General features: G+C 68.5%; 19 protein-coding genes. 14 read left to right on the forward strand and 5 right to left on the reverse strand.

What is annotated here, in order from left to right; genetic code table 11:
• The first annotated feature begins 42 nt into the window (after nucleotides 1-42).
• Nucleotides 43-978, forward strand: a complete 936-nt coding sequence (locus QM841_RS22570) for an NAD(P)H-dependent flavin oxidoreductase (RefSeq protein ID WP_283333632.1) — start codon at nucleotides 43-45, stop codon at nucleotides 976-978.
• A 25-nt stretch (nucleotides 979-1,003) separates the two neighbouring features.
• Here the strand turns inward: QM841_RS22570 and QM841_RS22575 are convergent, their stop codons facing one another.
• Nucleotides 1,004-2,959 (reverse strand): glycoside hydrolase family 15 protein, encoded by a 1,956-nt coding sequence (locus QM841_RS22575; RefSeq protein ID WP_283333633.1) that lies wholly within the window; start codon nucleotides 2,957-2,959, stop codon nucleotides 1,004-1,006.
• 86 nt (nucleotides 2,960-3,045) lie between these two features.
• On the opposite strand from QM841_RS22575, the gene QM841_RS22580 reads away from it, so the two are divergent.
• From QM841_RS22580 to QM841_RS22610, 8 genes are all read left to right on the forward strand, one after another.
• Nucleotides 3,046-3,228, forward strand: a complete 183-nt coding sequence (locus tag QM841_RS22580) for a hypothetical protein (RefSeq protein ID WP_005247996.1) — start codon at nucleotides 3,046-3,048, stop codon at nucleotides 3,226-3,228.
• A gap of 87 nt (nucleotides 3,229-3,315) precedes the next feature.
• Nucleotides 3,316-3,444, forward strand: a complete 129-nt coding sequence (locus QM841_RS43440; protein WP_368681004.1) for an Ms4533A family Cys-rich leader peptide — start codon at nucleotides 3,316-3,318, stop codon at nucleotides 3,442-3,444.
• A 181-nt stretch (nucleotides 3,445-3,625) separates the two neighbouring features.
• On the forward strand, nucleotides 3,626-4,657 hold the full coding sequence (locus QM841_RS22585) for a sulfate ABC transporter substrate-binding protein (RefSeq protein WP_283333634.1): 1,032 nt from the start codon (nucleotides 3,626-3,628) through the stop codon (nucleotides 4,655-4,657).
• A 49-nt stretch (nucleotides 4,658-4,706) separates the two neighbouring features.
• Entirely contained in the window at nucleotides 4,707-5,546 is an 840-nt protein-coding gene (cysT, locus tag QM841_RS22590; protein ID WP_280782465.1) for a sulfate ABC transporter permease subunit CysT, read from the forward strand.
• On the forward strand, nucleotides 5,543-6,349 hold the full coding sequence (gene cysW, locus QM841_RS22595; protein ID WP_009473976.1) for a sulfate ABC transporter permease subunit CysW: 807 nt from the start codon (nucleotides 5,543-5,545) through the stop codon (nucleotides 6,347-6,349). Before cysT ends, cysW begins: the two co-directional genes overlap by 4 nt.
• Nucleotides 6,346-7,359 (forward strand): sulfate/molybdate ABC transporter ATP-binding protein, encoded by a 1,014-nt coding sequence (locus tag QM841_RS22600; RefSeq protein ID WP_009473975.1) that lies wholly within the window; start codon nucleotides 6,346-6,348, stop codon nucleotides 7,357-7,359. Before cysW ends, QM841_RS22600 begins: the two co-directional genes overlap by 4 nt.
• A gap of 25 nt (nucleotides 7,360-7,384) precedes the next feature.
• Nucleotides 7,385-8,764, forward strand: a complete 1,380-nt coding sequence (locus QM841_RS22605; RefSeq protein ID WP_283333635.1) for a sulfatase family protein — start codon at nucleotides 7,385-7,387, stop codon at nucleotides 8,762-8,764.
• 56 nt (nucleotides 8,765-8,820) lie between these two features.
• Nucleotides 8,821-10,314, forward strand: coding sequence for a UDP-N-acetylmuramoyl-L-alanyl-D-glutamate--2,6-diaminopimelate ligase (locus QM841_RS22610; RefSeq protein ID WP_283333636.1), 1,494 nt, complete (start codon nucleotides 8,821-8,823; stop codon nucleotides 10,312-10,314).
• Here the strand turns inward: QM841_RS22610 and cysC are convergent.
• From cysC to QM841_RS22630, 4 genes are all read right to left on the reverse strand, one after another.
• Nucleotides 10,311-12,194, reverse strand: a complete 1,884-nt coding sequence (gene cysC, locus QM841_RS22615) for an adenylyl-sulfate kinase (protein WP_283333638.1) — start codon at nucleotides 12,192-12,194, stop codon at nucleotides 10,311-10,313. The two genes, QM841_RS22610 and cysC, sit on opposite strands and share 4 nt — an antisense overlap.
• Nucleotides 12,194-13,132 carry a sulfate adenylyltransferase subunit CysD gene (gene cysD / locus QM841_RS22620; RefSeq protein ID WP_280782425.1) on the reverse strand — a complete coding sequence of 313 codons (939 nt, stop codon included), beginning with the start codon at nucleotides 13,130-13,132 and terminating at the stop codon, nucleotides 12,194-12,196. The genes cysC and cysD overlap by 1 nt, the downstream gene beginning before the upstream one ends.
• Nucleotides 13,129-13,932, reverse strand: coding sequence for a trehalose 2-sulfotransferase (gene stf0 / locus QM841_RS22625; RefSeq protein ID WP_283333639.1), 804 nt, complete (start codon nucleotides 13,930-13,932; stop codon nucleotides 13,129-13,131). The genes cysD and stf0 overlap by 4 nt, the downstream gene beginning before the upstream one ends.
• Nucleotides 13,933-14,179: 247 nt before the next feature.
• Nucleotides 14,180-15,040 (reverse strand): universal stress protein, encoded by an 861-nt coding sequence (locus QM841_RS22630; protein WP_283333640.1) that lies wholly within the window; start codon nucleotides 15,038-15,040, stop codon nucleotides 14,180-14,182.
• Between the two features lie 182 nt (nucleotides 15,041-15,222).
• Here QM841_RS22630 and QM841_RS22635 point away from each other — a divergent pair, with 182 nt between their 5' ends.
• The 5 genes from QM841_RS22635 to QM841_RS22655 all read left to right on the forward strand — a co-directional run bounded on the left by QM841_RS22635 (nucleotide 15,223) and on the right by QM841_RS22655 (nucleotide 19,557).
• Nucleotides 15,223-15,624: a DUF1801 domain-containing protein gene (locus QM841_RS22635; protein WP_280782428.1), complete on the forward strand. Its 402-nt coding sequence runs from the start codon at nucleotides 15,223-15,225 to the stop codon at nucleotides 15,622-15,624.
• 121 nt (nucleotides 15,625-15,745) lie between these two features.
• Complete coding sequence (locus tag QM841_RS22640) at nucleotides 15,746-16,252, forward strand: sigma-70 family RNA polymerase sigma factor (RefSeq protein ID WP_280782429.1); 507 nt, start codon at nucleotides 15,746-15,748, stop codon at nucleotides 16,250-16,252.
• Complete coding sequence (locus tag QM841_RS22645; protein WP_283333641.1) at nucleotides 16,249-17,001, forward strand: anti-sigma factor family protein; 753 nt, start codon at nucleotides 16,249-16,251, stop codon at nucleotides 16,999-17,001. The genes QM841_RS22640 and QM841_RS22645 overlap by 4 nt, the downstream gene beginning before the upstream one ends.
• A 187-nt stretch (nucleotides 17,002-17,188) precedes the next feature.
• Nucleotides 17,189-18,901, forward strand: a complete 1,713-nt coding sequence (locus tag QM841_RS22650; protein ID WP_283333643.1) for a thiamine pyrophosphate-binding protein — start codon at nucleotides 17,189-17,191, stop codon at nucleotides 18,899-18,901.
• Entirely contained in the window at nucleotides 18,898-19,557 is a 660-nt protein-coding gene (locus QM841_RS22655) for an SRPBCC family protein (RefSeq protein WP_280782432.1), read from the forward strand. The genes QM841_RS22650 and QM841_RS22655 overlap by 4 nt, the downstream gene beginning before the upstream one ends.
• Nucleotides 19,558-19,560: the final 3 nt, after the last annotated feature.

The following is a 19,560-nucleotide window of genomic DNA, read 5'->3' on the forward strand; positions in this document are numbered from 1 at the left end:
TGTTCTCCTCCGTCGACGTCTGATCGAAAGTAGGTGCGGCACGTGGCCCTCGAAACCTGGCTCACCCGGACACTGGGAATCGAGGTGCCGATCCTCGGCGCCCCGATGGGCGGACGGGCCGGCGGGGCCCTCGTCGGCGAGGTGTCGAAGGCGGGTGGGCTCGGCCTGCTCGGCGCGGCGCGCTACGCCACCCCGGAGTGGGTGGCGAAGGAGGCGGCGGTCGCGCGGAGCATCGGCGGCGACGCCTTCGGCATCGGGTTGATGACCTGGGCGCTCGACGACGACGCCCTGCTCGACGCCGCGCTGGCGGAGAACCCGCGGATCGTGTCGCTGTCGTTCGGCGATCCCGCGCCCTATGTGGAGCGGGTGCACGCTGCCGGGGCGCTCGTGGTGTCGCAGGTGAACACGATCGACGATCTGCGGGTCGTGGAGGCGGCGGGCGTCGACTTCGTCATCGCCCAGGGCGGCGAGGCGGGCGGCCACACCGGCCGGATCGGGACGCTGCCGCTGCTGCAGGAGATCCTGGACTCCACCGCGCTGCCCGTGCTCGCCGCGGGCGGCATCGCGACCGGCCGTGGTCTCGCCGCCGTTCTCGCTGCCGGCGCGGAGGGCGCGATGATCGGGACCGCGCTGCTGGCCAGCCCCGAGACCATCGGGCCGGAGTACGCCCGCGGCAGGCTGATCGCGGCGGGCAGCGCGGACACCGTGTACACGTCGGTGTTCGACCAGGCGCGCAGCCAGCCGTGGCCGGCCCGGTGGGGTGGCCGGGCCCTGAGCAACGCGTTCACGTCCCGCTGGCACGGCGAGAACGCCCCGGACACCGAACTCGCCGCCGCCTACGACCCCGCGGATCCCGACCTCGGTGTCGTGTACGCCGGGGAGGCGGCTGGTCTCGTCACGTCTGAGCGGCCGGCGGGTGTCGTGGTACGGCAGATCGCGGCCGACGCGGAGCGGTTGCTGCACCGTTTCGCGGAGTAGTCCGGAGTCGCAGGTCTCGGCCGGATCACCCCGTGTAGTGGGCAGGGTGGAAGCCGCTCGCCGCGGCCTTCTCGGCGCGGATGACGTGGACGACCGCGTTGATCAACGCCAGATGGGTGAACGCCTGCGGGAAGTTACCCAGGTGCCGACCCGACTCGGGATCGATCTCCTCCGCGTACAACTCGAGGGGGCTGGCGAACCCGAGGAGCCGCTCGCACAGGCGCTTCGCGCGGTCGAGTTCGCCGATCTCCACGAGCGCCGACACGAGCCAGAACGAACAGATCGTGAACGTGCCCTCCTTGCCCGTGAGCCCGTCGTCCGTGGTCTCCACCCGGTAGCGCAGCACCAGCCCGCCCTCGGTCAGCTCGTCCGCGATGGCGAGCACGGTGGCGCGGATGCGCGGGTCGTCCGAGGGCAGGAACCGCAGGAGCGGAGCGAGGAGGAGTGAGGCGTCGAGTTCGTCGCTGCCGTAACGCTGGGTGAGGACTCCGCGTGCGTCGACGCCGTGCTCGAGAATGTCGGCCTTGATCTCGTCGGCGAGGTCGGCCCACCGGTCCGCATAACTCGTCTCGCCCTGCTGCTCGGCGAGTTTCGCGCCCCGGTCGAGCGCCACCCAGCACATGATCTTCGACGACGTGAAGTGCTGCGGCTCGCCGCGCACCTCCCAGATGCCGCGGTCGGGGAGCTGCCAGTGCTCGATCGCCTCCTCGACCTGACGTTTGAGCATCGGCCACAGCGTCTCCGGCACCCGCTCACGCGATCGCACGTGCAGGTACACGGAATCGAGGATCGTTCCCCAGATGTCGTGCTGGTCCTGGTCGTACGCACCGTTTCCGATCCGCACCGGACGCGCGCCGTCATAGCCGGACAGGTGCGGCAGTTCCTCCTCGACGAGTTTCCGCTCGCCGCCGACGCCGTACATCACCTGCAGCGGCCGGTACTTGCCGTCGTCGGCACTGGACACGTCGTAGAGGAACGCGAAGAAGTCGTCGGCCTCCCGGTCGAGTCCGAGGCTGTACAGCCCCCACAGTGCGAATGTCGAATCGCGCACCCATGCGTAGCGGTAGTCCCAATTTCGTTCGCCCCCGGGGGTTTCCGGAAGCGATGTGGTCGACGCGGCGAGCAGCGCGCCGGTGGGGGCGTACGCCAACCCCTTCAGCGCCAGGGCGCTGCGCTGCAGGTAGCCACGCCACTTGTGGTCGGGGAAGCGGCCGGTCGTGATCCATTCCCGCCAGAACTTCGCCGTCTGCCACATCTTCTCGGCAGCCTCGTCATAGGTCTGCGGCGCAGGCATGTGCGACCAGGACAGTGCGACGAACACGTTGTCGTCCTCGACCATCCGGGTCCGGGCCCGGGCCTCGCGCCCTTCCAGCCCGAGCTTCATGTTGCTGGTCAGCCGGAGTGTGGGGTGGTCGCCCGCACCACTCGACTTGCAGGTGGCGGTGGCTTCCTCGTAGACCTTGCCCGTGTACTCCCACACCGCGTCGCCGCGGTGGTAGTCGAACGCGGGCTCGCAGCTCATCTCGAGATCCACGGTGCCGTTCACGCATTTGACGGTCCGCAGCAGGACATGTTCGGCATCCCAGTCCGTGGGGGTGCGGCGATGGGAGCGGGACCGCTGCTCCACGTTGTGCCACGGGCCGAGCACGAGTGCGTCGCGGACGATGAGCCACCCCGTTTCGGTCTGCCACGTCGTTTCGACGATCAGTCCGCCCGGCAGGTAGCGGCGGGCGGCGGGCACGTTCTGCCCGTACGGCGCGATCCGGAAGTGGCCGGCGCTGCGGTCGAGGACGGCGCCGAAGACGCTGGGGGAGTCGGGCCGGGGGATGCACATCCACTCGACCGCCCCGTTCCGGGCGATCAGGCACGTGGTCTCGCAGTCCGACAGGAATGCGTAATCGTCGATCGGCGGAAACGCGCGACGGTGACGATGCGCGGCAGAGCGGGGCTGGTCGTCCGAGTGCGCATCGAGAGACACCATCTGCTCATCATCGGCCGTCGTCGTCGCGGCGTCCACCTGTGCGCCGACCACGTGCCGGCGAACGATAGGGTGGCACGGTGGACCGGATGGCGAGTTGGTGGGACGGCTTCGAGCTGTGGATCGCCGGGCTCCCGTTCGTTCCGCAGGTCGCCCTCGTGCTGCTGGTGATGGTGCCGGTGTGCCGGGGACTGGCGTGGCTGCTCGATCGTGGCCTGGCCGCAGTCTTCGTCCTGCTCAGGCGGGACGTGTCGAAGGTGGAGGAACCCTGATGCCGCGCTCACGCGTCACACTCGCGCTGCTCGCGCTGCTCGTCCTCGTCGTCGTCGCATGGCTGGTCACCCGGTAAATCCCGTTCGATGTGGGCGGTTGGTTCAGCCTCTGCTACAGTCCACGGCGTGTCTGAAGCTGCTGTACACCAGGTCCGCCATGAATTGGCGTTGATCGCTGTCGGCATGCTCGCAGTCGCCGACATCGACTGTTGTTGATTTTTCCTCGCACACAGCACTGCGCGCGAGTGACACCGTGCACGCTCGACCGGTCTCGCGCTGCTGATTTTCGTTCGCATTCCTGATTCCGCTCGGGCGATCCCTGCGTTCCTCCTCTCGCACCCCCTCCCACGTTTTTCGCACCACCCCTCTGTGACAGATCCCCAGGAAGGTTTCTCCCATGAAACGCCGTTCTCGTAGTCTTCTCACGGCCCTCGTGACGCTCGGAGCTGTGGCGCTGACCGCGTGCAGCGGCGGCGCCAGCGACACCGTCGGTGGCGACTCGGCCGGTGCCGACGGCAGTGCGGGCACCATCAACCTGTACGCGTACGCCGTGCCGAAGCCGGGCTTCGACAAGCTGATCCCCGCGTTCAACGCCACCGACGAGGGCAAGGGTGTGGCCTTCCAGCCGTCCTACGGTGCCTCCGGTGACCAGTCCCGCAAGGTCAAGGACGGCGCCGAGGCCGACTTCGTCAACTTCTCCGTCGAACCCGACATCACGCGGCTCGTCGACGCCGGCCTGGTGGACAAGAGCTGGAATCAGGACGCCTACAACGGGATTCCGTTCGGTTCGGTCGTCACCATCGTCGTGCGTGAGGGCAACCCGAAGAACATCCGCGACTGGGACGACCTGTTGCGGCCCGACGTCGAGGTCGTGACCCCCAACCCGTTCAGCTCCGGATCCGCGAAGTGGAACCTGCTGGCACCGTACGCGGCGAAGAGCAACGGCGGCCAGGACCCGGACGCCGGTCTGGCCTACATCACGTCGCTGGTGAACGACCACGTGAAGATTCAGCCGAAGTCGGGCCGCGAGGCGTCGGAGGCGTTCCTGCAGGGCACCGGTGACGTGCTGCTCAGCTACGAGAACGAGGCGCTGTTCATCGAGGGCAACGGTGACCCCGTCGAGCACGTGACCCCGCCGACCACGTTCAAGATCGAGAACCCGGTCGCGGTGCTGTCGAACAGCAAGAACCTGGAGAAGGCCAACGCGTTCAAGGACTTCCTCTACACCACCGAGGGCCAGAAGCTGTGGGGAGAGGCCGGATTCCGCCCGGTCGATCCCGCGGTGGCAACCGAGTTCGCCGACAAGTTCCCCGAACCGGCCAAGCTGTGGACCATCGCCGATCTCGGCGGCTGGTCCAAGGTCGACTCCGAGGTGTTCGCCAAGGACACCGGGTCCATCGCAGTGATCTACGACAACGCAACCAAGTAAGACCGACGTGAGCGACACGACGACGGCGACGGGCGGACGCGGCACCACGGTGCCGTCTCCGCCCGTTCCGCCTACGCGCAAGAAGGTCGCCCGGGTCACCGGTGCGGTGGGACCGCTCGGCATCGGAATCGCGACGCTCTGGCTGAGCATCATCGTGGTCCTGCCACTCGCCGCGCTCACCGTGGCCTCGTTCGGCGACGGAATCGGCGGCTTCGTGGACGCGATCACCTCGCCCGTGGCGGTGGCGTCCCTGCGCGTCACCGTCGTGGTGTCGGTGGTGGTGGCCGTGATCAACGTGATCATGGGCACGCTCATCGCATGGGTGCTGGTGCGCGACGAATTTCCCGGCAAGCGGGCCGTCAACGCGCTGATCGACCTGCCGTTCGCGCTGCCGACCATCGTGGCCAGCATCGTGCTGCTGTCGCTGTACGGCCCGGAGAGCCCGATCGGCGTCCACCTCAACGCGACGCAGCCCGGTCTGATCGTGGCACTGGCATTCGTGACATTGCCGTTCGTGGTCCGCTCGGTGCAGCCGGTGCTGATCGAGGTGGACAGGGAAGTCGAGGAAGCCGCGGCCTCACTCGGCGCGGACAACTGGACGATCTTCCGGAGCGTCGTGCTGCCCACCCTGACTCCGGCCATCATCAGCGGCGCGGGGCTCGCATTCGCCCGCGCGATCGGCGAGTACGGGTCCGTCGTCCTGATCGGCGGAAACATTCCCCGAGAGACCCAGGTCGCTTCCCAGTACATTCAACAGCAGATCGAAATCGATCGGCCGGCCGCCGCGGCGGCCGTGTCGGTGGCTCTCCTGGCCATCGCGTTCGTGACGTTGTTCGCCCTCCGGGTCTTCGCCAGCCGGGGGCAGCGTCGTGAGGAGCAGGCGGAATGAAGCTCTCGGGGTCCACCCGGATCACCCTGCGCGCAGTCGCGCTGCTCTATCTGTTCGGCCTGCTGGTGGTGCCGATCGTCATCATCCTGTTCCGCACGTTCGAGAACGGGATCGGCGCCTTCATCGAGTCGATCAGCACCCCCGCCGCGATCTCCGCACTCAACCTGTCCCTGCTGATCGTGGCCATCGTCGTCCCGGTCAACGTGGTCTTCGGGATCGTCACCGCCCTCGCGCTGGTCCGGGGCCGCTTCCCCGGCCGCGGCCTGGTGCAGGCGGTGGTCGACCTGCCGTTCGCCGTCTCACCCATCGTCGTCGGTGTGTCACTGATCCTGCTGTGGGGTGCCAACGGCTGGTTCGGCGGGCTCGAATCGCTGGGGTTCAAGGTGATCTTCGGGCTTCCCGGCATGGTCATCGCCACCCTCTTCGTGACGTTGCCGTTCGTCGTGCGGGAGGTGGAGCCCGTCCTGCACGAGATCGGCGAGGAGCAGGAACAGGCCGCCGCGACGCTCGGTGCGAGCCGCTGGCAGACGTTCTGGCTGATCACACTGCCCGCCATCCGCTGGGGCCTCACCTACGGTGTGGTCCTGACCGTCGCCCGCTCGCTGGGCGAGTTCGGTGCGGTGATCATGGTGTCCTCGGGCTTCCCCGGTGTGTCGCAGACCCTGACCCTGCTCGTGCACTCGCGCTACATCGACGACCACAACACGTTCGGTGCCTACTCCGCAGCCACCCTGCTGATGGGGATTGCGCTGATCACCCTGCTTCTGATGACCCTGCTCGACCGCAAGAGGAGCACCACATGATTACCGTGACCGGCGCCCGGAAGAACTACGGGTCCTTTGCTGCTCTCGACGACGTCACGATCGACATCCCCTCGGGTTCGCTGACCGCGCTCCTCGGGCCCAGTGGTTCGGGCAAGTCGACGCTGCTCCGATCCATCGCCGGGCTGGAGTCCCTCGACTCCGGCACCGTCGTGATCGGCGGGAACGATGTCACCGACATCTCCCCGCAGAAGCGGGACATCGGCTTCGTGTTCCAGCACTACGCGGCGTTCAAGCACATGACGGTGCGCGACAACGTCGCGTTCGGCCTGAAGATCCGCAAGCGGCCCAAGCCGGAGATCGACAAGAAGGTCAACGAGCTTCTCGAGATCGTCGGCCTCGACGGCTTCCAGCACCGTTATCCGGCGCAACTGTCCGGCGGTCAGCGTCAGCGGATGGCGCTCGCGCGGGCCCTGGCCGTGGACCCGAAGGTGCTTCTCCTCGACGAGCCGTTCGGCGCGCTCGACGCGAAGGTCCGCACGGACCTGCGCACCTGGCTGCGCCGGTTGCACGACGAGGTGCACGTGACCACCGTGCTGGTCACCCACGACCAGGAGGAGGCGCTCGACGTCGCCGACCGGATCGCGGTCCTCAACAAGGGCCGGATCGAGCAGATCGGTGAACCGGAGGACCTCTACGACCGCCCCCACAACGATTTCGTGATGTCGTTCCTCGGGTCGGTGGCCAAGCTCAACGGTCAGCTGGTCCGGCCGCACGACATCCGCCTCGGCCGCGATCCCGACCTCGCCCTCGCCCAGGAGGCAGGCACGGCCGAATCGCTCGGCGTCACCCGGGCCACCGTGGAGCGAGTGGTGCACCTGGGATTCGAGGTGCGGGTGGATCTGCGTAACGAGGCGACCGGCGAACCCTTCTCGGCGCAGGTGACTCGCGGCGACAGCGCGGCACTCGGCCTGCAGGAAGGCGAGACCGTGTACGCGCGGGCCACGCGGGCTCCCGAACTCCCGGAGGCCGAAGTTCCGGTCTCCCTGTAACTCCCCGCCGATGTAGGAGGCGACTGTGGCGACCCCGGTGAATCCCGTCCGTGACAACGTTCTCATCGTGCACTGGCACGATCTGGGCCGTCACCTCGGGTGTTACGGCGCGTCCGGGGTACGTAGTCCGAACCTCGACCGGCTCGCCGCGGAGGGTGTGCTGCTGACGGACTCGCATGCGGCGGCGCCGCTGTGCTCGCCGTCGCGTGGCGCCCTGTTCTCGGGCCGGTACCCGCACAGCAACGGGCTGATCGGCCTCGCACACCACGGCTGGCAGTACCACGACGACGTCCGCACGCTGCCGTCCCTGCTGGCGGAGGCGGGCTGGTACACGTCCCTGTTCGGGATGCAGCACGAGACCGCGTATCCCAAGCGGCTCGGCTTCCACGAGTACGACGTGACGAATTCGTACTGCGAATACGTCACCGATCGGGCGTCGAGGTGGCTGTCGCGGTTCCCTCCGCAACCGTTCCTGCTGACCGCCGGCTTCTTCGAGACGCACCGCCCGTACCCGGTCGACAGGTATGTCCCCGCCGATCCCGAGGGTTTCGACGTTCCGTCGTACCTGCCCGACCGGCCGGAGGTCCGTGAGGATCTGGCCGGATTCCACGGGTCGATCGAGGTGGCCGACGCGGCCGTCGGCAGGTTGCTGCAGACGCTGGACGCCGAGGGGCTCGACGAGAGCACGTGGGTCGTGTTCCTCACCGACCACGGCGAGGCGTTCCCCGGTGCGAAGTCGACACTGTATGCGCCGGGCACCGGAATTGCGACGCTCATCCGCCCACCGCGGAGGCTGCGGGCGTCGCCTCGCGTCTACGACGACCTGTTCAGCGGGGTGGATCTCGTACCCACCCTTCTCGAACTGCTCGGCGTCCCGATCCCCGCGGCCGTGGAGGGTGTCTCCCACGCCGGGCAGTTGCTGGGCCGGTCGGAGTCGACGGCACGCGACGTCCTGTTCACGGAGAAGACGTTCCACGACAGCTTCGATCCCATTCGCGCGGTGCGCACCAAGCAGTTCAGCTACATCGAGAATTACGCGCCTCGGCCCAAGCTCGATCTTCCCCTCGACATCGAGAACAGCCTGTCCGGTGCGGCGCTGGGCACCGAGCATCTCCGGCCGCGTCCGAGCCGGGAACTCTACGACCTGGTCGCCGACCCCGGCGAACGCGACAACCTGGCCGACACCGAGGACTTCGCCGGGACGCAGGCCGAATTGGCGCTGGAACTCGCGACGTGGCGACGGGCCACGGGCGACTCGATCCCGAGCGAGGAAGAGGGAACGGCGTACGCCCGGAAGGCCATGGAGGAATACCTCGCCACTCTCGAGCGGGTGCCGGACGTGCGTTCGGCCTACAGTTCGGACCGCGGAATTCTCGACGAGCCGCGGAGCGGTGTAGCCACGTAGGGGCGGATGATGCGGTTCCGTGCTCGCGACCTGCGCGGCAGTGGTGCACTGGAAGTGTGAGCGTCGACTGCCCGCGGTGCACTCCGCCGAAGCTGCTGCGCGAGATGGTGCGCCGCCTCGGCTGCTCGGCAACACTCTCCGGGTCCGGCGAGGCAGCGGTGACGGGTATCAGCCAGGACTCTCGTCTCGTCCGGGCCGGCGACGTGTACGCGGCGCTGCCGGGGCGGCACCGGCACGGGATCGAGTTCGCGGTCGAGGCCGCGGCGCGCGGTGCTGTCGCGATGCTCAGCGACCGCGGGTCGGACATCCTGCCGACGATCGTGGTGGACGATCCGCGTCGTGCTCTCGGTCCGTTGGCAGCGTGGGTGTACGGCAATCCGTCCGAGGCACTCGACGTCTACGGTGTGACGGGGACGAACGGGAAGACCAGCACCGCGTACCTGCTGGACGCGGGACTGCGTGCGGCAGGTGTCGGCACCGGCATGATGACGGGGATCGCCGTCCGGGGACCGAACGGGTCACGCACCGCGACCCGGACCACGCCCGAGGCATGCGAGCTCCAGCAGACCCTCGCCGCGTTCGCCGAGCACCGGATCGGGGCCGTCGCGATGGAGGTGTCGAGCCACGGCCTCGCCCTGCACCGAATCGACGGAACGTCGTTCCGGGTGGGGGTGTTCACCAACCTCGCCCGCGACCATCTGGACTTCCACCCCGACATGGACGCGTACTTCGCGGCGAAGGCGCGATTGTTCGAACCGGGGCGCTGCGCCGCGGCAGCCGTCGGCGTCGACGACGAGTTCGGACGCCGCCTCGCCGCCACCGTCACCGTGCCCCGCGTGACGTTCTCGTCGAGGACGACCGCGGCCGACTTCTCCGCGTCCGCCGTGCACGCGGACGAGGGCGGTACGTCGTTCACCCTCCACGGCGCCGGGGCGCCGAAACCGGTGCGGCTCCGGCTGCTCGGAGTGCACCAGGTGGACAACGCACTCGCGGCGATCGCCGCCCTCGCGGTTCGCGGGGTGGACCTCGACTCCGCGGTCGCCGGGATCGAGAACCTCGACACCGTGCCCGGACGCCTGGAGGCGGTGGACGCGGGCCAGGCATTCCTCGCGTTCGTCGACTACATGCACAACACGGCCGGTCAGCGACGTCTGTTTCCGTACCTCCGCTCGCTGACGCGAGGCCGGGTCATCGCCGTCGTCGGGGCGACCGGTGAGCGCGACCTCGGCAAGCGGGTGCCGCTCGGCGCGACCGCGGCCCGTTTCGCCGACACGGTCATCGTCACCGACGAGAGTCCGTACTCCGACGACGCGCAGCGCCTGCGTGAGGACGTGGCGCGAGGTGCACGCAGTGGTGGCGACGCCGAAGTGCTCGTCGTCCCCGACCGCGCCGAGGCGATCGTCGCCGCCGTCACCCTCGCCTCGCCGGGCGACGTCGTGGTGGTCGCAGGCCGTGGGCACGACCGGGTTCAGGCATACGGGCCGCGCCGACGTGTGTTCGACGACCGGATCGCACTCCACGAGGCACTCCAGCGGCTCGCCGCCGGCTAGACCAGTGGCATCTCGTGCCGGGCGAGTTCGGCGAGAATCCGCGCGACGAGATCGTCGAGATCGGCGCCGGTGGTGTCGAATGCGAGATCCGGGTTCTCGGGGGCCTCGTACGGGGCGTCGATCCCGGTGAGGCCGCGGAGTTCGCCTGCGCGCGCCCGGGCGTAGAGCCCCTTGGGGTCACGCCGTTCGCACTCGTCGACCGGCGTGCTCACGTGGATCTCGAGAAACGGCAGTCCCGCGGCCTCGTTGAGCGCCCGTGCGATCGCACGGTCCGAGCGCAGCGGCGACACCATCGACGCGATGGCGACCACCCCGGCGTCCGCGAACAACCGGGTGAGGTGACCGACGCGGCGGATGTTCTCGGCCCGGTCGCCGGGCGAGAACCCGAGGTCGTCCGAGATGCCGTGCCGTACGTTGTCGCCGTCCAGCAGGTACGCGGTTCGTCCGGCGTCGACGAGGGTCCGCTCGAGTGCGACCGCCACCGTCGACTTCCCGGACGCCGGCAGCCCGGTGAGCCAGATGGTGGCGCCCCGCTGCCCGGTCGCGGACCAGCGCCGATCCCGTTCCAGTGATGACGGGTGCCACTTGATGTCGTGCCGGGTCTGTTCGCCGGGCACGACTTCCCGGGCTTCGCCGACGGTTCCGGCGCCGACGGTGTCGTTGCTCTGCTCGTCGATGAGGATGAACGCGCCGGCGTCGCGATTGGTGGCGTAGGGGTCGGGGAGCACCACCGTGCTCGTCCGGAGCGTGATCCGGCCGATGTCGTTGAGGGCGAGTTCGCTGGGGGAGTCGTGCTCTTCGAGGGTTTCCGGATCGAGCCGGGTGTGCAATTCCTGAACGGTGGCGCGCACGGTGCGGGAGGTGTGCTTGAGCGCCACCCGGTCGCCTGCCCGCAGCGGTGTCTCGCTCAGCCAGCACACGGTCGCGTCGATCTCGCGGGCCGGGACGGGTGCGGTCGCGTCGGCGGCGGCGCTCACGACGAGATCGCCGCGGGCCACGTCGAGGTCGTCCGCGAGTTCGAACGACACCGACAGCGGGGCGACCGCGACGGACCGGTTCGGATCGAGGGTGTCGAGGATGGTGACCGTGCTGCGGGAACCCGCAGGCAGGACCACCACCTCGTCGCCGACGGACAGGGTGCCCGCGGACAGCCGGCCGGTGTAGCGGCGTCGCCGATCGTCCGTGGGACGCGCCACCCACTGGATCGGCAGTCGCAGCTCGGACGGGACCGCGGACGGTGCGGCGAGTTCGACCTCTTCGAGATACTCGAGGATCGTGGGCCCGTCGTACCAGGGTGTCGAATCCGACCGTGTGACGACGTTGTCGCCGCGGGTGGCGGACACCGGGATCACCGTGAGGTCGCGGCCGCCGAGCCGCTGCGCGAGCAGGCCCAGTTCGGATTCGACTTCCTTGAAACGGGTCTCGTCGAAGTCGACGAGGTCGATCTTGTTGACCACCGCGACCAGGTGCGGCACGCCGAGCAGGTCGGCGATCCGGGCGTGGCGTCGGGTCTGCCGGAGCACCCCGGTGCGGGCGTCCACGAGCAGCACGGCGACGTGGGCGTTCGACGCACCGGTGAACATGTTGCGGGTATACCGTTCGTGCCCCGGCGTGTCCGCGAGCACGAAACTGCGGGTCGGCGTGGAGAAGAACCGGTACGCGACATCGATGGTGATGCCCTGTTCGCGTTCGGCGCGCAGCCCGTCGGACAGGGCGGCGAGGTCGGCCTCGCCGTCGGCGTTCGTCACCGCCTCGAGGTGGTCGGTGGGCAGGCTGCCCGTGTCGTGGAGGAGCCGTCCGATCAGGGTGCTCTTGCCGTCGTCGACGCTGCCCGCGGTGGCGAGCCGCAGCAGCTGACGGGGCCGGCCGGTGGTGGTCATCAGAAGTACCCCTCGCGCTTGCGGTCTTCCATCGCGGCAACGGAAGTTCTGTCGTCGGCCCGGGTCTCGCCGCGTTCGGAGACCGTGGCCGCGGCGATCTCCTCGATCACGCCGGCGACGTCGCCGGCGTCCGAGCGCACGGCGCCGGTGATCGTCAGGTCCCCGACCGTGCGGTACCGCACCCGGAGCCGTTGCACCAGTTCGTCTTCGGTGGGCAGCGTGTACTCGGACAACCCCAGCAGGATGCCGTCGCGCTCGAACACCTGCCGCTCGTGGGCGAAGTAGATCGACGGCAGCGCGAGGTTCTCCAGTTCGATGTAGCGCCAGATGTCGAGTTCGGTCCAATTGCTCAGCGGGAACACACGGACCTGCTCACCTCGGCGAATCCGCCCGTTGTACAGCGACCACGGCTCGGGCCGCTGCGAACGCGGATCCCACTGCCCGAACTCGTCGCGGAAGCTGAGCACCCGCTCCTTCGCGCGGGCGCGTTCCTCGTCGCGGCGCGCGCCGCCGAACGCGGCGTCGAAACGGTGCGCCTCCAGGGCGTCGAGCAGGGTGCGGGTCTGCAGCCGGTTCCGGGACGTGCCGGGCCCGCCCGATTCGGTGACGCGACCCCTGTCGATCGACTCCTGCACCGACGCGACGATCAGCCGGTGACCGTCCTCGGCGAGCCGGCGATCGCGGAACTCGATCACCTCGGGGAAGTTGTGCCCGGTGTCGACGTGCAGGACGGGAAACGGCAACGGGGACGGCCGGAACGCCTTCTCCGCCAGCCGCAGCAACACGATCGAGTCCTTGCCGGCCGAGAACAGCAGAACCGGCCGCTCGAGTTCGGCGACCACCTCGCGGATGATGTGCACGGCCTCCGCCTCCAGCGCACGGAGTTCGTCCACCCGTGCGGCGCTGTCCAGCGGCGCCGCGGCGCCGATGGCGGTCACAGCGGAAGTCCGTTCGCGGCGGCGTCGGACCGATACCGCAGAACCCATTCCTTGGAGCGGCCGTCGCTCTGCCGCTTCAGCGGCGGCGGGGGCGCGAGATCGGTGTCGAGGCCGAGTTCGACGAGCACCTTCGCCACCGTCGCCTGCGGCGCCGCGACGAGATCGTCGAAACCGATGTCGATGTGGTCGAGTCCCTCGACCTCGAACCAGTTGCGCCACTGCTCATCTTGATCGCGCAGAATCCGGACGAGGTGGGCGATGCCGCCCGCGTGGTACTCGGCGCCGTCGTGCGGGGCGGGTGGGGTGGCGTCGTCGCGCCACACCTGAGTCTGCACCGCCCGCCACATCGACACCGCCTGCGCGACGACGTCACGCCGGTAGACATGGATGAAGGCGAGGTCGCGGCCCAGGATGTCGTCCAGGGCGGACCGCAGGTCGTCACCGGAGCGGTCCGGAAGTCCGGCGGCGCGGTCGAGGACGAGCGGCACCTGGTTCCACATCAGCTTTCCGCCCCACACCCCGTTGGGAGTGCGACCGAGGCTGAGCAGTTGATCGCGCCACTGCTCCGCGGTGCGGGTGTCGGCGGTCCCCGGTTCGAGCGGGGCGAGCAGCGAGAGCACCGCCTCGTCGGTGACACCCTCGAACCACTGCCGCGGCTGCGGTGATCGACTGGTGGACGGCAGGTATTGGAAGAACTCCTCGGGGTTGCCGGCGACGGTCGTGGCGCGAAGAGATTCGACGAGCAGAGTGCTGCCGCTGCGCTGTGATGCGCAGACGAGATATGAGCGTGGCTCCGACATGCCGGAAACTATAAACGCGAAATTCGGTGCCGAAATCTGGAGGAAATCGAATTAGCGTGATTGAAACACTTGGCATTTTCTGCTGCGTGTGAGTCTGCGATATCAGCGCTGTGGCGTTGTGTATTTGAGCAGGTCGGAGCAGTGTTCTGACGTAGAAATTCGGTTCGCGCCGTGCCCCGGGAATGGGCCCGCGAATGGTGAATATGAATCAGGCTGATCGAAAGAGTGAAACGGACGCTTACGGTATTCAGCCTTTTCGGCAGATGAGTACCGGACACCGGGCGTGGTGGATGAGACTCTGGCTCGTCGAGCCCACGATCGACGCGGTGAACGGATTTCGCCCGTGGCTGCCGACGGCGATCAACTGCGCACCGAACGAGTATTCGAGGAGCACTTTCATCGGCCCACCACGCTCGAGGCAGCGCGTGACTTCGACATCGGGGTACTTCTCGCGCCACCCGGCGAGGCTCTCGGCGAGCCACGCCTCCTCGTGCTGGACCAGATCGGACCAGTCGGTGAAGCGACGTTCCTCCGAGTACCACGCACCGAGGGTGGAGTGCTCGGCCCATGTGTGCACCGCGACGAGGGGAGCGCCGAAGAATGCCGCGAACTCGAACGCGTGGGCCACCGCCATGTCGCTCAGTTCGCTGCCGTCCACACCCACCACGACGGGGCGGGTTTCGCTGACCTCGTGGCCCTGGATGCCGCGCCAGACGGCCACCGGACATTCGGCTCGGTTCGACACCCGCACGACATCGGAACCGGCGACCACCGATTTCATCTCACTCGTGGCCGCGGGCCCGAGAACCAGCATCCGGGCCGTCTTGGACAGTTCCACCAGCGCGTGGGCGGGCGGACCGGGGTGGGTGCTGCGCTCGACTTCCAGGTCTTGCTGCCCGTCCAGGACGATGCGCTCGGCGGCGTCGAGGAACTCATCGCCTTCGGGGTGACCGTCCGCGGAATTCGGATGCTTGGGTAACACGTGGACGAGGCGCAGCGGCTCCTCGAAGCGCCTCGCGGCGGATGCAGCCCACGCCGCCGCCTCCAGCGCGCCGTCCGATCCGTCGATGCCTGCCACGATGCCGCGTCGAATCCGTGCTGTGCTCATGGGGGTGCTCCTCACCTCCATTCCAGTTTGGTCCAGGACGGCGGCGACGCGCCAGAGGTAAATCGGTCGGCAGCCGATCCCGGCGCGATCTCGATGCGATCGACGCGGTCCGCGAGGATACTCGAGTGAACGGCGAGCGACGACAGCCAGGACGACAGCCAGAAGGAGAGCGACAGCCCACCATGAAGACGCGGACGAGCGGCTCGGGAGAGGGAGGCGAAGGTGACACTCCCTCGCAGTTGATAGATGCGCGAATCGAGGAGCTGGGTGATTGGCGGGGCGAGACGCTCGCCCGGATCCGTGCCCTCGTCACGCAGGCCGACCCCGACGTCGTCGAGGAGTGGAAGTGGCGAGGGGTGCCGGTATGGTCGCACGCCGGAATGATCTGCACCGGTGAGACGTACAAGAATGCGGTGAAGGTGACGTTCGCCCAGGGCGCTTCGCTGAACGACCCGTCAGGCCTCTTCAACTCCAGCCTCGAAGGCAACACTCGGCGTGCCATCGATTTCCACGAGGGCGACACGATCGACGCCGAGGCGTTCCAGGCGCTCGTCCACGCCGCCGTGGCGCTGAACATCTCCTAGCGTACGGGCCAAGGGTTTTCGGCCGCTGCGACCCGTTTCACCTGGGGTTTCCCTGCGTTTCGGTGGCGCGGTGAACCGGAGGCACGGGTGAACCGTGTGTACTGCTGAGAGGTGGTGACCGATGCCGGATGCCCAGACCGAGCTGATGCACGCCCTGTACGAGGAGCATGCCCCCGCGGTGTGGCGGTATGCCCTGCGGCTGACCGGCGACCGCGCCCGCGCCGACGACATCGTGCAGGAGGTCCTGCTGCGAGCCTGGAAGCATCCGAACGTGCTCGACCAGTCGGAGTCGTCGGCCCGGGCGTGGTTGTTCACGGTCGCCCGGAACCTCGTGTTCGACGAGCACCGCAGCGCCCGCTCCCAGCGTGAGATCGGGATGAGCTCGACACCCGAACGCGCCGCCCCGGACAGCTCGGACGGCGCACTCGACGCCTGGATGATGGGTGATGCGCTGGCCCGGCTCAGCCCCGACCATCGTGCGGTTCTCGTGCTCGGCTACTACCGGGGAATGTCGACCCACCAGATGGCCGACGAACTCGGAATACCGGAGGGAACGGTGAAATCCCGCATGCACTACGGATTGCGGGCCCTTCGATTGGCTCTGCAGGAAATGGGGGTGACCCGATGACGTTCGACGACTTCGAGTCGCACGAGGATCCCTACGTCCGCTGGGACGCCGCATATGTGCTCGGTGCGATGTCCCCGAGCGATCGGCGCGAATACGAGGCGCACCTCGCCCACTGCGCACAGTGCTCGCAGGCCCTGTCCGAACTGGCGGGCATGCCCGGGTTGCTGGCCCTGATCACACCGGAAGAGGCGTTCGGCACGCTGCCTGGGAACGCCGCGCCCGCGGATGCGGAGACCCCCCCACCACGTGTGCTGACCCAACTGGTGGGGACGGTACAGCGGCGCCGACGGCACCGGCGAGCGGCGACGGCCCTCGCGGCGGCGGCCGCCGTGATCGCCGTCGCCGTCCCGGTGGGGGTGCTGGTGACGCAGGACCGGACCCCGGCCGCCCCGGTCACGGCCATGCCCGTCCCGGACCACACCACCGAGGCGGTGTTCACCCCCGTGGTTCCGACGACGATCACCGCGAGCGCATCCGTCGCGTCGACATCCTGGGGCACCGTCGTCTTCGTCGAGTGCTCCTACGAGGACACGTGGCCCGGCGACGGTCGCTACGGCGCCGACACCGAGGGCTACGCGCTGACCGTCACCGACCGCACTGGAATCGTCACCACACTGGCCACCTGGACCGGTGAGGCCGGCACGACGGTGCGGCCCACGGCCACCACCAGCCTGCCCGTCGACGCGATCGCGAGCATCGACGTGCGATCCGACGACGACCATGAGGTACTGCTGACCGCGGCGTTGTGAGCGAGCCGCCAGGGAGTCGGGTCGGTTTTCATACCTCCTGCACGCTCCACCGTCGTGTTTCGTTCGTCACGAACGTTTCCGGAAAAATGTTCTGCCACCGGTGAACCCGACCGGTACGTGGTTCGTGTGTATATCCAGTGGGTGACCGCAGGTCGCCCCACCCGATCCACGACACGGGGGTCTGCCGATGAATCTCACGGATCACGAGCCACGGACAACCGGTCGGAACATGCGCGTCGCCGACTACATCGTCGCGGCGCTGGCCGCAGAGGGGGTCGAACACGTCTTCGGTGTGGGAGGCGCGAACATCGAGGACCTGTACGACGCGCTGCACCGCTCCCACGACGTCGAGGGCGTCGTCGCCAAACACGAGTTCTCGGCGACGACGATGGCCGACGGGTACGCCCGGACGTCGAACCGGATCGGTGTTGTCGCGGCGACGTCGGGCGGGGGTGCGCTCAATGTGATCGCCGGTCTCGGTGAAGCATTCACGTCGCGTGTGCCGCTTCTGGCGTTGGTCGGGCAACCACCGACGACGCTCGAAGGGATGGGCGCATTCCAGGACACGAGTGGACTGGCGGGGTCGATCGATGCGACCCGGTTGTTCGGTGAGGTGTCCGTGTACTGCGCGCGCGTCGAGTCGCCGCTCGACCTCGAACGCCAACTCGCCGAGGCGCTGGCCGCCGCGCGACGCGGCGGGCCCGCGGTTCTCCTGTTGCCGAAGGACATTCAGCAGTCGCTCGGTGAGTTCCCGGAACCACGTCGAGCGGTCCCGACCGCACCACGCACCACCGCGGCGGAGATCGCACGGCTCGCCGAGGCCCTCCGCGACGACTACGGCCGCGTCACCGTCATCGCCGGAGACGAGGTCGCGCGAGCCGGCGCGCGAGGGGAACTCGCGGAACTCGCGCACGTGCTCGGCGCCCGGGTGGCCGTCACGCCCGACGCGAGGGACGTGCTCGATCCCGCGGCGCCCGGTCGGCTCGGGGTCACCGGCGCGATGGGGAATCCGGATGTCGTCGACGCACTGCAGGATTCCGACGTCTGCCTGCTCGTCGGCACGCGACTGCCGGTGATGGCACGCGGAGGTCTGGACGGGGCGCTCGAGAAGACGCTGGTGTACAGCGTGGGCTCGGCGAAGCCGTATCTGCATGCCCATCACGTGCCGACGCGGGATCTGCGGGCGACGCTGCGCGGGCTCGTCACCGAAATCGGGTTTGCGGCCTCGCGGGCGCCCGTCGCGCAGAGCGAGCCGACCCCGATCGACGTGCCGTCGTCCGGCACGTCGGGCCTGGGCTACACGGACGCGGTGAAGGCGCTCGCCGCGGTGATGCCAGCGGGCGCCGACGTGTTCGCCGACGCGGGAAACACGGGTGCCGCTGTGGTGCATCATCTTCCGGTTCCGAGCGGAGGCCGGTTCGTGGTGGCGCTGGGAATGGGCGGGATGGGCTACACGTTCGGCGCCGCGATCGGTTCCGCCTTCTCACGGGGCCGCCGCACGTTCGTGATCGCAGGCGACGGTGCGTTCTACGCACACGGGCTCGAGATCCACACGGCCGTCGAGTACGACGTGCCGGTCACGTTCGTCGTGTTCAACAACAACGCCCACGCGATGTGCCTGACCCGCGAGCAGGTGTACTTCGAGGGCGCATACACGTACAGCCGGTTTCGTCCCGCCCACATCGCGGCGGGAGTCGGCGCACTGTTTCCCGGCTTGCCGTCCCACACGGTCGACACGCACGCCGGCCTGGCCGACTCGCTACGCGCCACGGCCGGCTCGGCGGGGCCCGCTGTCATCGAAGTCGCCTGCGACGCCGACGAGTTGCCGCCGTTCCTGCCGTTCCTGCCCGCACGACGCCCGACCGAGAGATCCGAATCCCGAGAAGGAGCACGCAGATGACCGCTCGAGAGATCGCCCCGCTGCCCGACCTTCCCGCCGACCTGCCCGGCCTCGTCCGCATCGAGACCTCCGACCGTCAGGCGACGACACCGATCATCATGGACATGCTGAGGTCGGTGTATCCGCACGACCAGGTGTTCGGAAAGTACTGCACTGTCAACGAATACATCGACTGCCCGCCGGACGAGGTGTTCCGTTATCTCTCCCACACCCGCAGCCTCGCGGAATGGACGTACAGCCTCCGCGGATTCACCCCGGCCGGAGAACCCGGGCTGTGGCTCGCGTACGACCGCCTGGGCGACACCACCGAGATCTACACGCGCACCGTGGCACACCCGGCCGCGATGACCGTCGACTATCACTGCGCCTGGGACCAGGGCAAACACCTGTGGATGGTGTATCTGATGCGGGTGGTGGACGCGCGCACGGTCCTGGACGTCGACGGATCCGTCGTGCTGTGGACCAACTGCCACCATCCGTTCTACGACGACAATCCCTACCCCGAGACCGCTCCCGCGGACCGGGTTCCGTGGGTGGGCGACTTCTGGGACATGTTCGCCGCCGGACACCGACTGGAGATGAGCAATCTCAAGGCGATCTGCGAATACCGGTGGGCGAACGACCTGCCCGTGACCCCGACCTGGATGAGTGAGTGAGAC

The sequence above is a fragment of the Rhodococcus sp. IEGM 1307 genome, assembly GCF_030056915.1.
GTDB lineage: Bacteria > Actinomycetota > Actinomycetes > Mycobacteriales > Mycobacteriaceae > Rhodococcus_F > Rhodococcus_F opacus_D.